The 13786-nt window shown below is 71.1% G+C and carries 13 protein-coding genes; 7 read left to right on the top strand and 6 right to left on the bottom strand.

Features of this window, described 5'->3' with window-relative positions; all coding sequences use genetic code 11:
• Positions 1–98 precede the first annotated feature (98 nt).
• From AB0O76_RS26905 to AB0O76_RS26890, 4 genes are all read left to right on the top strand, one after another.
• Positions 99–1496 (top strand): MFS transporter, encoded by a 1398-nt coding sequence (locus tag AB0O76_RS26905; protein ID WP_365496173.1) that lies wholly within the window; start codon positions 99–101, stop codon positions 1494–1496.
• A complete protein-coding gene (locus AB0O76_RS26900; RefSeq protein ID WP_365496171.1) occupies positions 1493–2737 on the top strand; it encodes an FAD-dependent monooxygenase in 1245 nt (414 codons plus the stop codon). The genes AB0O76_RS26905 and AB0O76_RS26900 overlap by 4 nt, the downstream gene beginning before the upstream one ends.
• A 211-nt stretch (positions 2738–2948) precedes the next feature.
• Positions 2949–3380 carry a hypothetical protein gene (locus AB0O76_RS26895; RefSeq protein ID WP_365496169.1) on the top strand — a complete coding sequence of 144 codons (432 nt, stop codon included), beginning with the start codon at positions 2949–2951 and terminating at the stop codon, positions 3378–3380.
• 114 nt (positions 3381–3494) lie between these two features.
• Entirely contained in the window at positions 3495–3974 is a 480-nt protein-coding gene (locus AB0O76_RS26890; protein ID WP_365496167.1) for a hypothetical protein, read from the top strand.
• A 121-nt stretch (positions 3975–4095) separates the two neighbouring features.
• Here the strand turns inward: AB0O76_RS26890 and AB0O76_RS26885 are convergent, their stop codons facing one another.
• Complete coding sequence (locus AB0O76_RS26885) at positions 4096–5574, bottom strand: carboxylesterase family protein (protein WP_365496165.1); 1479 nt, start codon at positions 5572–5574, stop codon at positions 4096–4098.
• 6 nt (positions 5575–5580) lie between these two features.
• Positions 5581–6537, bottom strand: coding sequence for an MBL fold metallo-hydrolase (locus AB0O76_RS26880; protein ID WP_365496341.1), 957 nt, complete (start codon positions 6535–6537; stop codon positions 5581–5583).
• A gap of 111 nt (positions 6538–6648) precedes the next feature.
• On the opposite strand from AB0O76_RS26880, the gene AB0O76_RS26875 reads away from it, so the two are divergent.
• Positions 6649–7572 carry a helix-turn-helix transcriptional regulator gene (locus AB0O76_RS26875; protein ID WP_365496163.1) on the top strand — a complete coding sequence of 308 codons (924 nt, stop codon included), beginning with the start codon at positions 6649–6651 and terminating at the stop codon, positions 7570–7572.
• On the opposite strand, the gene AB0O76_RS26870 is transcribed toward AB0O76_RS26875, so the two are convergent.
• Entirely contained in the window at positions 7558–8148 is a 591-nt protein-coding gene (locus AB0O76_RS26870; protein WP_365496161.1) for a helix-turn-helix domain-containing protein, read from the bottom strand. The two genes, AB0O76_RS26875 and AB0O76_RS26870, sit on opposite strands and share 15 nt — an antisense overlap.
• A 139-nt stretch (positions 8149–8287) precedes the next feature.
• Between AB0O76_RS26870 and AB0O76_RS26865 the strand changes: the two genes are divergently transcribed.
• Positions 8288–9739 (top strand): amidase, encoded by a 1452-nt coding sequence (locus AB0O76_RS26865; protein WP_365496159.1) that lies wholly within the window; start codon positions 8288–8290, stop codon positions 9737–9739.
• Positions 9740–9812: 73 nt separating this feature from the next.
• On the opposite strand, the gene AB0O76_RS26860 is transcribed toward AB0O76_RS26865, so the two are convergent.
• Positions 9813–10394 carry a helix-turn-helix domain-containing protein gene (locus AB0O76_RS26860; protein WP_365496157.1) on the bottom strand — a complete coding sequence of 194 codons (582 nt, stop codon included), beginning with the start codon at positions 10392–10394 and terminating at the stop codon, positions 9813–9815.
• 124 nt (positions 10395–10518) lie between these two features.
• Here AB0O76_RS26860 and AB0O76_RS26855 point away from each other — a divergent pair, with 124 nt between their 5' ends.
• Positions 10519–11688, top strand: coding sequence for an agmatine deiminase family protein (locus AB0O76_RS26855; RefSeq protein WP_365496155.1), 1170 nt, complete (start codon positions 10519–10521; stop codon positions 11686–11688).
• On the opposite strand, the gene AB0O76_RS26850 is transcribed toward AB0O76_RS26855, so the two are convergent.
• Both AB0O76_RS26850 and AB0O76_RS26845 read right to left on the bottom strand, forming a co-directional pair.
• Positions 11675–12697 (bottom strand): tellurite resistance/C4-dicarboxylate transporter family protein, encoded by a 1023-nt coding sequence (locus AB0O76_RS26850; RefSeq protein ID WP_365496153.1) that lies wholly within the window; start codon positions 12695–12697, stop codon positions 11675–11677. The genes AB0O76_RS26855 and AB0O76_RS26850 overlap by 14 nt on opposite strands.
• A gap of 95 nt (positions 12698–12792) precedes the next feature.
• Positions 12793–13782 (bottom strand): LysR family transcriptional regulator, encoded by a 990-nt coding sequence (locus AB0O76_RS26845; RefSeq protein WP_365496151.1) that lies wholly within the window; start codon positions 13780–13782, stop codon positions 12793–12795.
• Between the last annotated feature and the right edge of the window lie 4 nt (positions 13783–13786).

The raw sequence follows: 13786 nt of genomic DNA, 5'->3' as shown, positions 1-13786 counted from the left end.
GGGCACATCTTAACCGTCCTACACTGCACGGTGTAGTGTAGTATCGAACTCGGCACATGTCCTTGCTCGCCGCCCATGCCGGAAAGGACGTCTCGTCCATGACCGCAACGCTCGCTCCACCGGTCCGCGTCGAAAAGGCCGCCATCTGGGCCCTCGGCATGCTGGCCGTCGCCACCGGGGCCCTGGAGTCGGTGGTGGCGCCGACGCTCCCGCTCCTGCAACGCGAGCTGGACATCAGTCCGTCCACAGGGGCGGTGCTCAACATCGTGCTCGCCATCACCGGCGCGCTCGTCACACCGCTCGCGGGCAAGCTCGGCGACCGCTACGGCGGAAAACGGGTCCTCGTCCGGCTGATGGCGGTGGTCTCGGTCGGTGGCCTGGTCTCCGCGGTGGCGCCGAACCTGCCCGTGCTGCTGCTCGGCCAGGTACTGCAGGGGGCGATGATCGGCGCGCTGCCCCTGTCGTTCATCGTGGTGCGCAAACACCTCCCCGCGCGGGAGTCGAAGGTGGCCATCGGGCTGGTCAGCGGGATGTTCGTGGGTGGCTCGATGGTGGGGCTCCTTGCGGCCGGGCCCGTGGCGGAAGCGCTCTCCCGACACTGGATGTTCGCGGTGCCGACGTTCGCGGTCATCGGGTTCACCCTGCTGGTGAACAGGCTGATGCCGACTGATGAGCCGGGCCGGCCGGACGGAGCCGGGATCGACTGGCCGGGGATGCTTCTCTTGAGCGGGATACTGGTCACGCTCATGCTCGCCCTCGCGGTGGCGCCCGACGCCGGCTCGCAGCCGCTCGTGCTCCTCGCCCTCTTCGCGCTGCTGGCCGCCTTCGTGGCCGGGTGGACAGCCGTTGAACGTCGTGCGGCCGCGCCGCTGATCGATCTGAGCATGCTGGCGCGGCCTGTGATCTGGAAGTCGTGTGTGCTGACGTTCGTGATCTGCCTCGGCACCGCGACGGGGGTCTTCCTCATTCCGCAACTGCTCGACGTGTCCGGCGACGGGTACGGTTTCGGGGCCGACGCCACCATGATCGGCTTCATCCTCCTGCCCGGCGCCGTGGCCGGGACGCTGGCCGGGCCGGCCGGTGGGCTCGGGGAGCGGCGTTTCGGCTCGCGTGCCGTGGCCACTACCGCGGTCGTTCTCATGGCCACCGCCATGCTCGCCCTGTCAGTCGCACACACCGAGGTCTGGCACATCGTCGCCGGCAAGGCGCTCATCGCGCTTGCCAACGGCCTGTGCGTGACGGCCATGGTGACCGGCATCGTCTCTTCCGTCGATGAAAGTGACACCGGCATCGCCACCAGCCTGATCCTGGTGACGCGCGTGCTGGGCTCCGCCATGGGCGGGATGCTCGGTGGCGTGCTCCTTACCTCGGGGACCCCTTCCGGATCGAAGGTCCCGGACGAATCGGCCTTCGTCGCCGGCTTCCTCATCGCCGGCGTCGTCGCGGCGCTGTCCCTGCTTATCGTCCGTTCCATGAGCAAAGGAGCCAAGAAATGACCCCCACCGATCAGTTGAGGGATATCCGTCAGTTGAGGGACATCCGTTCCACGCCCAGGCGCAAGGTCCTGATATCCGGGGCCGGCATCGCGGGTCCCGCCCTCGCGTTCTGGCTCAACCGCCACGGATTCGCGGTCACGGTGGTCGAGAAGGCGAGCGCACCGCGGAGCGGTGGTTACCCCATCGACGTGCGCGGCACCGCACTTGAGGTCGTCCGGAGGATGGGGATCCTGCCGCGGCTGCGGGAGGCGCACATCGACCTGCGCCGGCTGACCTTCCTCGACGCGGACGGCGGCGAGGTGGCCTCGCTCGACCCGCACACCGTCACCGGCGGCGTCGCGGGAGAGGACCTGGAGGTGCCGCGCGGGGATCTGACCGAGGCTCTCCACTCGGCGGTCCGTGACGACGTGGAGTTCTTGTTCGACGACTCCATCGACACCCTCGACCAGTCGGGCGGCCATGGGGTCGATGTCGCCTTCCGCGGGGGCGGCAGGCGTACGTTCGACATGGTGATCGGTGCGGACGGGCTGCACTCACGTACCCGGGAGGCCCTGTTCGGCCCCGAAGAGCAGTTCCACCGGTACCTCGGCTACTGCTTCGCCGGATTCACGATGCGCAACACCTTCGGGCTCTCCCACGAGACCGTGCTGTGGAACACCCCGGGCAGAGCCGCGGCACTCTACGCCGTGGGGGACGACGACGAAGTGCACGCCTTCCTGAACTTCGCCCACCCGGAGCCGCCGTTCGACGCGTTCCGGAACCCGGAGGCCCAACGGGACCTGGTCGCCGCGGTCTTCGCCGACGCGGGATGGGAGGTCCCCGGTATGGTCGCCGCCCTGCGCGACGCGGACGACCTGTTCTTCGACGTGGTCAGCCAGATCCGTATGCCCCGCTGGTCGAGCGGCAGGGTCGCGCTGGTGGGCGACGCCGCGTACGCACCGTCGTTCCTCACCGGGCAGGGCTCCAGCCTGGCGCTCGTCGGTGCGTACATGCTCGCCGCTTCCCTGGCCGACCGCGACCACACCGCGGGCTTCGCCGCGTACGAAGACAGCACCCGCGGGTTCGTGACCGCGAACCAGGACCAGGTCGGCAAGGGCGACGCCACCCTCTTCCCCACCACCGCCCGGGCCCTGGAGCAGCGCAACGCCATGCTGCGACAGCTCAGCACCATGCCGCCCTCCCCGGAGGGGCGCCCGGCCCACTCGGCCCTCACGCTGCCCGAGTTCATGCCCGTGACGTAGCTCCAGCAGGTTCGTTCCGGCTGGCTCCTTCAAGTTCCGCGCCACCACCATCGGTGAGGGCTACGAACGACAGCGCCGGATCTACTACGGCACGCTCCTCGACAAGATCGAGGTCAGGGGCGACGTCTCCGGTCTCAAGCTCCGCCACAGCATCGCCTGCGCGAACCTCAGCGGCTCGTACCACTGGTTCAACTCGCCGAACTCGGGCGACGTGCCGGAGAACCGGGCGTACTACAACATCACCCAGCGCTTCACCGGCATCCAGGGCGACCGGCACAAGTCCCTGACCACCGGCCGCGGCGGCTTCCGCTGCGACTCGGCCTCCTACATTCCGGGGCGGAGCAGCGCGTGCGTGTTCGACGTCGTCGTACCGGTGATGAGCAGCATCAGCATCCGGGACCGCGAGGTGCGCCAGACCGCGCGCAACATCCGTGACGCGCAGTTCCGGCCCGAGCGCACCAAGCCGGTGTACGGGGCGAAGGAGGTGCCCGGCGCGCCGTCCAGCGGCCAGGCCCTGGCCCGCAACTACTACGACAAGGAGATCCCGCGGCCTGCAGTGCGACGAGTACCCCTTCGCGTCGACGTACCAGAGCGCGGGCGCGCAGCCAGCCCATCAGAACTACGCCGCCAAGCCCATTCCTGAGGAGGACAACAGGAAGGGCCGGGAACGGATCGCCGAGTTCTACAAGCTCGACCGTATCCTCGACTCCGACGCGTTCCACGTCCATATCCGCAGCTGACCGCTGGAGGTGAGCCGGTGACGGCCACTCCCCCGTCCGCCGAACTCCTCGGCGCGAACACCGCCGAGCCCCGCATCTCGTACTTCACCTTCTTCCTGCGCGGCCTGGAGGACGGTGCCGATCCGCAGGCGGCCGCCGGCACCGCCCCGAAACGCTGGACGGTGCTCGCCGGGCCCGGCGGCGCGCTCTTCCGGTGCGCCACCACCGACTTCCACCCGCATGTGCGGTTGGAGAGCTGGTCCGGCGAACCGCCGGCGCCGCCGGGCAGCTGGGACACCCTGGACACGGTGGAGTTCGAGCTGTTCCGGCACGGGAAGGTGCAGCTCAACGAGTGGGACGGCTACCCGTCGGGCGAGCCGGTCGAACTCGGCGGCCCGGGCGTCTACCGGCTGCGCGCGGCGAGCCTGGGCCGCGAAGCCGCGCGGGAGCGGCACGCGGCCGGCGAGATGTTCTTCCACGGCACGGAGGAGTGGCTGATCCAGCTCTGGCCGCGCTGAGCCACGGCTCCCGATCGCAGCGCGACGATGTCCACTGTCGTGGTTCCGGTCAACTCCCGTACCAGTTCGGATCCGACGGTGCCCATCACAACGTGAAGGGGCGGGCAGGAGCAGCTGCAGGTCAGTCGGCGTTGCCCCTGCTGGTCCACGCCCGGCGTACCGCTCCGCGCGGGTCGGACAGGGCGACCCATTGCTCGGCGATCCGCATCGTCGTACGGCGTTCGGTGTCGTACGGGTCCCAGCCCGGGTCTCCGGTACGGGCGAACCGCACCCACGCGGATCGGAGCCGTTCCGCCAGGCCGCCCGGAACCGGGTCCAGCCCCAACAGGCCTTGCGCGCCGCGTAGTTCGGGCAGGTTCGTCCGGCCGAACAGGAACGGGACCTCCACCGCGTGCGCGGCACCGATCGCGCCTCGCCCGTCGAACTCGTAGTGGAAGGTGCGGCGCCCCGCGGTCGCGTACGCCTCCGCCAGCGCCCATGTCCCCCGGCCGAACAGCGCGTCGCCGAGCACGGCCGAACGCAGCTCGGCATCCGTCGTGCCGGGTGGAGCGGCGGCCCGGTACGCGGCCAGGAGCCTGTGCGGGTCGGGGTGCGCCCTCGTGGCCTCGGCGAACGCGTCCTCGCCGTCGGCGGCCGGATAGAGGTTGCCCTCCTGCGTCGTCGTCCCGAGAAGCAGGTCGACGGCGGCGGGCGGAGCCTGCGCGGGCTGCACCGGCAGCACCACACTGAACGGGGTCAGCCCCATCAGCGGGTCGTACGCGCCCGGCGTACGCAAGTCGATCCCGGCGAGTCGATCGACGACCTCGACGAGCGACTCGTCCGGCACCGCGGCGAAGGCGTCGGCATGCGCCTCGACCCCCAACTCCCGCGCCGCCGCCCGCGTCACCCGGGCGGCCTGCTCCGGGGTGAAGGCGCCGAGCCCGCTACCGCTCTGCACGATCGCCCGCCGCAGCAAGCCATCGGCCTCGGGCGCGGCCGCCACTGCGGAGACGATCGTGGCCCCTGCGGACTGGCCGAACAGGGTGACGGCCCCGGGGTCCCCACCGAAGGCCGCGATGTTCTCCCGTACCCAACGCAGCGCGGCGACCACGTCGAGGAGCCCGCGGTTGCGCGGCGCGCCGGGGAGGTCGAGGAAACCCTGGACGCCGAGCCGGTAGTTGACCGTCACGAGGACCACGCCCTCCCGGGCGAGTACGGTGCCGTCGTAGAGCGGAGCACTGGTCGAGCCTGCGGTGAATCCGCCTCCGTGGACGAAGACCATGACCGGCAGCCCGCGGGCACCCCTGTCCGCTCCGCTGCGGGGTGTCCACACGTTCACCGTCAGATAGTCCGCGCCCCGGACCCAACCAGGGCCGAAATACGGGGACATGTCGAGGCCGCCGAGACGGCGCGCGGCCTGCGGGGCGGTCGGCCCGGGGGCGGTGGCGTCATGGATCCCCGCCCAGGGCGCGTGCGGCTCGGGCGCGGCGAACCGGCCCGCGCCTTGGGGTGGGGCGGCGTACGGGATGCCCAGGAAGGCCCCGATGCCGTCCTGCTTGAGGCCCCGGACGGAGCCGAGGGTGGTTTCCACGATGTGGTGGCGAGAGGTTGTCGTCGTCATCGCCGGTCAGCCCTCGTCGCCAGGGGTGACCGGGGTGTACGGGGTGAAGGGAGCCCAGCCCTTGATGGCGAATCCGCCGCCGTCCCGGGCGACTTCGGCGGCACCGTGGCCCCCGAAGTGCGCAGGGAACAGCAGTCCGCCGTGGTCGGCCGCCCAGCCGAGGAGCCGGCGCCGGGCGGCACGTGACCGGCCCGCGTCCTCGCAGAAGCAGCTGTTCGCGTCCGGTTCCAGGATCTGTACGGGACTGTGCAGCAGGTCGCCCACGAACGCGGCCCGGTCGGCCCGATCCGCGCGGCGGGCCCGGTCGCTGCCGGATTCGAGGGTGAGCACGGCGGAGCCGGGGGTGTGACCTGCGGCGAGTTCCAGGCGAAGATGCGCGTCGATCCGGTAGCCGTCGCCCTCCCACAGCAGGGTCCTGCCCGCCTCGTGCACCGGGGCGACGCTGTCCTCGAAGACATGGGCATTGCCGTCGCCGAGGACGGAGGTGTGGCCGTTCGCCGGGTTCCAGAACTCGAAGTCGTTCCGGTGGATCAGGTAGGTGGCGTTCGGGAAGGTGGGCACCCAACTGCCGCCGTCGAGGCGGGTGTTCCAGCCCACGTGGTCCGCGTGCAGATGGGTGTTGACGACGAGATCGACGTCCCCCGGCTCGACTCCGGCCCGGGCCAGGTTGCCCAGGAAGTCGGTCTCGAGATGATCCCAGGGGGTGCCGGGCCGCGGCTTGTTGTTGCCGCCCCCGGTGTCGACGAGGATGACCCGGCCTTCGCTGCGCAGCACCCACGTCTGCAACGCGGCGTTGACGACCGGTGGCTCTCCGTCGATGAACTCCGGCCTCAGCCAGCCCTCTTGTGCCGCCCAGACGTCCTCGCTGCTCTCGGGAACGAAGGCGTGGGGTGTGAACCCGATCGGTCCGTAGAACTCGCGGACCCGGGTCACGCCGACCTTGCCCAACTCGATGGTCTCGATGGTGTCCATGACCCCAAGGCTGCGCGGGGCCCCGGCAGTCGGCCACACCCTCCCCTGCCTATCCCCGCCAGGGAGAGGCAACCGGCTTGCGGGCCACGGATACTGGGCCGCATGGACGGACAGAGCGGAGACAGCGGAGACAGCCGGCAGAGCGGGCAGAGCGCGCTCGGCGCGTTCCTGCAGGCCCGCCGGTCCCGGCTGCGGCCCCAGGACATCGGCCTTGCCACGTACGGGGAACGGCGTCGCGTCCCGGGCCTGCGCCGCGAGGAACTCGCCCTGCTCGCCGGGGTCAGCGCCTCGTACTACGCGCGCCTGGAGCAAGGCCACTCGCACAACGCGTCCCCGGAGGTCCTCGACGCGCTCGCCCACGCGCTCTGCCTGGACGAGGCCGAGCGCCTGCATCTGCGCGACCTCGCGGGCGCCGCTGTCCGGCGCCGCCGCCCCGCCCGTCGGCCGCCGCCGGAGCGGGTCGACGCACAGACCCGTACGCTCCTCGACTCGATGCCCGACGTGCCCGCCGTCGTCACCGGCCGCCGCGCCGACGTCCTGGCCTGGAACCCGCTCGGCCACGCGCTGTTCGCCGGCCATGTCGACCCGTCGGCGCCGGAGCGTCCGGCCGACCGGCCCAACATGGCCCGGCTCCTCTTCCTCGACACCCACACACGCGACCTCTACCTCACCTGGGAGGGCAAGGCCCGGGCCGTCGTGGCCAATCTGCGGTATGCGGTGGGCCGTCATCCCGATGACGCGCTGCTTGCCTCCCTCATCGGTGAACTCAGCATGAGGAGCGCCGAGTTCGCGACGATGTGGGCCGACCACCGGGTGCGCCCCTGCACCATCGCCGAACACAAGATGCGGCATCCACTGGTGGGTCCGATGACCGTCACCCAGCAGGCACTCAGCATCTCCGACGAGCAGGTCCTCGTCGTGGCGACCGCCCCCGCCGGCTCGGATGGCCGTACGGCCATCCGGCTTCTCGCGCAGGCGACTGCCGCCCCCACGACGACCCCGGCCACGACATCACCTTCGTACTAGAAGGCGCTCGACCATTCTCATCAGCCGCTCCCCCGCCCGGTCGATGCTGCCGTTCTGCGTGCTGACCTGCGCGCCTTCGAGTACGAAGGTGATCTCGGCCGCGACCTGCTCGGGGTCGGAAAGACCGGCTTCGGCACACATGCCGACCAGCCTGCGGGTCTGGAGAGCCTTGTGCTGCTCGATCACCTGCCGTGCGGGATGGGAGCGTTCGGGCAGCTCCGCGAGGGAGTTGATGAACGGGCAGCCCCGGTGCGAGATGTCCGGCAGCCCATCGGCGATGAAGCGGGCCAGGCCGAGGATCTGCTCCCTGGGCCGGCCGGAGTGTTCGGCCTCGACCCGGTCGAAGGCCGCCTGATAGTCGGCGGCGACGATCCGCAGCCACTCCGCGACCAGCGCATCCTTGGTATCGAAGTGCCGGTAGATCGCCATTTTGGTGGTCTCGGCCTTCTCGGCGATCGCCTGGACGCCCACCCGCCGGATCCCTTCGCTCTGGAAGAGCTCTTCCGCCGCGTCGAGGATGCGCTCCCGGGGCGGCAGTTTCGCCACCCTGCTCGGCCTTCTGACGGTCGATGCCATGACTGCTCCGTGACGTCCGGTCGGTTGACGGCGGTTGCTCGCGGGGGTCTCCCCCTGCCACGGTACCAGCGCGTCCCATGCGATACCGTACGGTATCGTCAGGCACCGAACGGTATCGCTCGTCCCCCGGGGAGTGACAGTGAGAGTTTCCGAGTACGTGAGCCACGACGCGGTCGGGCTCGCGGAGCTGGTGGCCCAAGGCGAAGTGACCCCCGCCGAGTTGGAGGCCGCCGCACGCGAGGCCGCACAGGCGGTCAATCCACGGATCAACGCGATCGTGGAGACATGGCAGGCCGACGACGAGCCCACCCCCGGCAGCACACCCCTGTCCGGAGTCCCTTTCCTGATCAAGGACATCGCGGTCGCCATGGCCGGGAGGCGCATGGAGCTGGGCAGCCGTCTCGCGGCCGGCAACGTCTCCGGCGCCGACTCCGCCCTGATGCTGCGCTTCCGCCGTGCCGGCCTCGTGACGTTCGGGCGCACCACGACACCGGAGTTGGCCTACAGCAATACGACGGAACCAGTGCTGTACGGCGCGACCCGCAACCCGTGGAACCTGGAGCGGAGCGCGGGCGGATCCAGCGGGGGCGCGGGCGCGGCTGTCGCTGCCGGGGTGGTCCCGATCGCCCACGCCACCGACGCCGCGGGATCGATCCGTATCCCCGCCGCCCATAACGGCCTCTTCGGGTTGAAGCCCACCCGTGGCCGGGTCTCCGCGGGCCCCCACTTCGACGAGATCTTCAACGGCCTCGGCGTGCACGGCAGCGTCAGCCGCACGGTCCGCGACAGTGCGGCACTGCTCGACCAGATCCGCGGCCCGGAACCGGGTGACCCCTACTCCGCGCCGGAACCGTCCCGGCCGTACGCGGAGGAAGTCACCCGGCACCCGGGCCCGCTGCGGATCGGCGTCCTCACCCACGCGTGGGGCGGACGCCGCACCACCACACCGGTGGCCGACGCTCTCGCTCGCACCGTGCGCCTGCTGGAATCCCTCGGCCACCACGTGGTGGAGGCCGAAGTCGAACTCGGCGCCGACTGGGAGGAGTTCGTCCTGGCCAACGCCCGTCTGTCGACGGCGAATCTCACGGCGTCGATCGACGAGCTGGCCGCCGCCTTCGATCGCCCCATAGGCCCCTCGACCCTCGAGCCGCCCGTCCTCGCCAGTTACCACTACGGACAGCGGGTCAGCGGCGCCCAGTTCGTCGCCGCTCTCACGATCCGGAACCGGGTCGCCCGAAGCCTGGCACGGTACTTCGACGCCCACGACATGCTGCTCACCCCGACCTTGCCGGAGCTTCCCGTGCCGTTGGGCAGCCATGCCGAGGGCGCGGATGCCCTGGACGGCCTCGGCTGGCTTCGCCGCCTCTTCGACCTCGCCCCGTTCAGCGCGGCGTTCAATGTGGCGGGCACGCCCGCCATGTCCGTGCCGGTGGCGGCCGACGCCGGGACGGGACTCCCGATCGGTATGCAGTTCGCCGCCGGTCATGGGCGCGAAGGCCGCCTCTTCCGCCTCGCAGGCCAACTCGAACAGGCAAGCCCGTGGTCGGGCCGGGCCCCCACGGTGTGGGCGGGGAACCACACGGGCCGGTAGAAGTTCAGCGAAGTCACTGAGCCACAGAGACACTGACTGAATTTTCAGCCCACCGTCAAGGGACGGCCTTGCGCTACTTCTCCAGCAGTAGCGCCAGCTCGGCGTCGATGGCGCCGCGCATCAGGTCACGCGCGTGGTCGATCCGCAGACCGCCGCTGAGCCAGCGCATGCTGAGCCCTTCGAGCAGGGCGGTGAGCCGCTCGCCGGCCGCGGCAAGGGCGGGCGCCGGGGCCGTCGGCCGCACCTGACCGAGGAGGGCCGCCACCTCCTGCACCCACACCAGAGTCGCCCTGGCGAGGTCCTCCCGCAGCACTTCGTCGAAGACGGCGCTCGCCCGCAACTCGCCCCAGGCGGAGCTGTTCTCCCTGACGACCGGGGTGTCCTGCAGCTCCAGGAGGAGGGTCTCTTCCAACTCCTCGCGGGGAGCGAGCGGTTCGGCGTCCGCCTCGCGGCCGGTGGTGTAGCGCTCGGCGCGGTCGTTGATGAACTCGAGCGTGTGGCGCAGGATCCCGGTGCGGTCCTTGAAGTGGTAGTAGATCAGCCCGGTCGATACGCCGGCCTCGGCGGCGAGCTCTTCGACGCGCAGGCCGCGGACTCCGCGACGGGCGATGAGCCGTGCGGCCGCTTCGAGGATCTGAGTAGTGCGAGGCGCCATGAATCCGAACCCTACCGGGCGACGCGTCACTCCCCTCTTTGACTGAATTTTCAGTTCGTGTCAGAGTTCAGAGTCGCCATACCGGTGGATAGCTTGATCCCCATCACGATGATCGGAGTTCACCGTGTCTCTCCCTCTCCCCCACCGCCCCTCCCGCCGCACGGCCCTGCGCACGCTCGCCGGGATCGGCGCCGTGGTTCTGGGCGCCTCGGCGTGCGGCCCCGGCGACGAGTCGGCGGGGGCCGCAAGCACCGCCGGTGACGAGGACACGGCGGCCGAGGGGCTGCGCATGGGCGCCGAGTGGGAGAGTCACGCGCGCACCTTCATGTCGTGGCCCGCCCTGGAGTCGGTGTGGGAGGAGGACCTCCGCTACGTACGCGAGGACATCGCCGGGATCGCCCGCGCGATCGCGGAGTACGAGTACGTCGTGATGATGGCCAGGCCCGACCAGCAGAAGGCCGCCCAGAAGGCGTGCGGGCGCGACGTCGAGGTCATTCCGCTGACCGTCGACGACCTGTGGGCCCGCGACACCGTGCCGGTGTTCGTGGAGCAGGACGGCAAGGTCATCGGCGTCGACTTCAACTTCAACGGCTGGGGCAACAAGCAGACACACACCAACGACGCCAAGGTGGGCCGCACCCTCCTGTCCGCGTACGACATCCCCCGCAGGAAGGCCCCCCTGGTCGCCGAGGGCGGCTCCTTCGAGACGGACGGCGATGGCACTCTCCTCATCACCGAGAGCTCGATCGTCAACGACAACCGCAACCGCGGAAAGAGCCGGGACCAGATCGAGGCCGAGCTCAAGCGGACGCTGGGCATCAAGAAGGTCATCTGGCTGGCCGGCGTGCGCGGCCAGGACATCACCGACGCCCACGTGGACAGCCTCGTCCGGTTCACCGCCCCCGGTGTGGTGCTCCTGGACAGGGCGCACCCCGACACGCCCGCCGACTCCTGGTCACGCGCGGCCGACCGGGCGAAGTCCGTACTGAACAGGGCGACGGACGCCAAGGGGCGCCCCTTCGAGGTCATCGATCTGCCGCAGCCCGACCTGTACGAGATCACCGGCGAGGGCGACGACTTCGTCTCCACGTACGCCAACTTCTACGTCGCCAACGACTCCGTCTTCATCCCCAGGTTCGGCGACCGGAAGGCCGACAAGCGCGCCAAGAGCATCCTCCAGGAGCACTTCCCCAGGCGCGACATCGTGCAGATCCGCATCGACACCATCGCCTCCGGTGGCGGCGGCATCCACTGCTCCACCCACGACCAGCCCGGCACCCTCACCGCCGACTGACACGCGGGCTGCCGCTCGCGGTGCGGCCCGCCTCGATGCCGCTGCGGGCCGCGCGGAACTCCCCGGTCGTGACCACCGCCCAGACCGCCAGGGCGGGCCAGAACAGCACCTTCCCGCAGGTCCAGAGCGCCGGGATGTCCGCGGCCGTGGAGACGGAGAGCGATGCGACGGCCGTCATGCCCAAGGGGAAGACGGTGGCCCAGCGGCGTACGTCGTAGTGGAGGCGTGGGCGGAGCAGTTCGCAGCCGACCAGGACGGCGTACCAGGCGAGCGCGAGGCCGAGGGTGACGAGGGTGACCGTCCGCAGGACGTCGTGCGCCGGGGTCGCCCAGTGCAGCGGGCCGTGCGGGACGGATGCGGCGACCAGCTTCGATCCGGCGAGCGCGGAGATGGCCATGGCACCGGCGATGATCCAGTGGTCGCCCTGGCCGGTGGCGAGTTGGCGGAAGTCGAAGCGCCGCAGCACGACGGCGTACAGGAGCAGGCCGACGGCGAAGAAGGCGAGCGCGGGCCACATCAGCCACGCCTGCCGGTCGGCGGTCGCCACCGTCGCGGCGAGCACGACGATGGACTGGGTGGCCACGCACACCAGATAGGCGGCGCCCGGCAGTCTGCTCTGCCAGTGCCGGATGACATGGGACATCAGCAGCGGCCAGAGCAGTACGCAGACACAGAGCAGCGCCACCGACACGGGCTGCCTGCCGAGGAGCGAGAGCCGCGTGCCGAGGACCCCCGTCGCGGCGATGGCGGTCAGCGCGGGCGACGTGTCGATCTCGTGCCGCCAGCGGTCACGTTCGGTCAGCAGATGGCGGCCGAAGACGGAGGCCAGGGCCAGCCAGACCACGGCGGCCACGACGAGCAGCACACGCGACGCCCATTCGACGCCGAGGAGATGCAGTCCGACGGAGAGCACGGCGGTGGCCATCACCGCGGCCCCCGCTGCGGGCGGCCGATCGTCGAGCCAGTCCGCCCAGAGGGGGCCACGGCTGCTGGCTGCATCGCTCGGCATGGCGCGGCTCCACGGCTCCATAGGCGTACGATCCCCGCCCGCGATCCTGACACGGCGCTGCGGCCCCGGCATGTCGGAGGCCGCCCGCGTCGCCGTCAGGCCCCGGGCACGGTGCTCCCCTCCGCCGCCTCGGCCGCCTCCGCCTCCTTCGACGCCTCCGCCGCCTCCGCCTCCTTCGACGCCACGAGTCGCAGTGCGTCGAGGACGAGCCCCAGCTGCGGCTGGCCGGCGTCTCCGGTCCTGTTGAGCACGGAGACGGTGCGGGTCACCGGCCGGGCGAGGGGGTGCAGGCTGATGCCGGAGGTGTCGGCGGGCAGGGCCATGCGGGGGACGAGGGCCACGCCCGCCGCCGCACCGACCAGAGCGGAGAGTACGGAGAAGTCGCTGGCCATGGCCGTGGCCCGGGGGACGAAACCGGCGGCCCCGCAGGCCCGTTGGGTGAGTTCGTGGCAGGAGGTCTCGGGACCCGGCAGCAGCCAGTTCTCGTCGGCGAGGCAGGCGAGGTCCGCCTTCCGGCCGGGTTCGATGCGGAGCCGGGCGGCGGTCTCCGGGTGCAGGGCGAGCAGCACCGGGTCGTCGAGGAGGTGGTGCTGCTCGCAGCCGGGGGGCAGCGTGCGCGGGAGCAGGCTGTAGGCGTGGACGACGGCCAGGTCCGCATCGCGGCGGCGCAGGGCGTCGGCGGCGGGGCCCGGTTCGTGCTCGACGATGTGCAGTTCGGGGGCGCCGGTCTCGGCATCCGGCGCCAGGGCCCGCCACACGGTGGGGAGCAGGGCCCGCGCCGCGGTCGGGAAGGCGGCGACGCGGACGACACCGCGGCGGCCCCCGCGCAGCGCCCGCAGATCGGCCTCGGCGGCGGAGAGCCCGCCGAGGATGACTTCGGTGTGCTCGACCAGGAGCCGGCCCGCCGAGGTGAGGCGCAGCGTGCGGCCCTGCTTCTCCAGGAGCGGGAGGCCGGCCTCCTTCTCCAGGGTGGCCAGCTGCTGGGAGACGGCGGGGCCGCTGAGGTGCAGGGCCTCGGCGGTGGCCGTCACCGTGCCGTACAGCGACAGATCGCGCAGCAGACGAAGGCGACGTACATCAAACAAAAAG

The organism is Streptomyces sp. NPDC086554, assembly GCF_040686095.1.
Classification (GTDB): domain Bacteria; phylum Actinomycetota; class Actinomycetes; order Streptomycetales; family Streptomycetaceae; genus Streptomyces.
The sequence above is the reverse complement of the archived record's forward strand: the minus strand, read 5'-3'. Positions and strand labels throughout refer to the sequence as shown.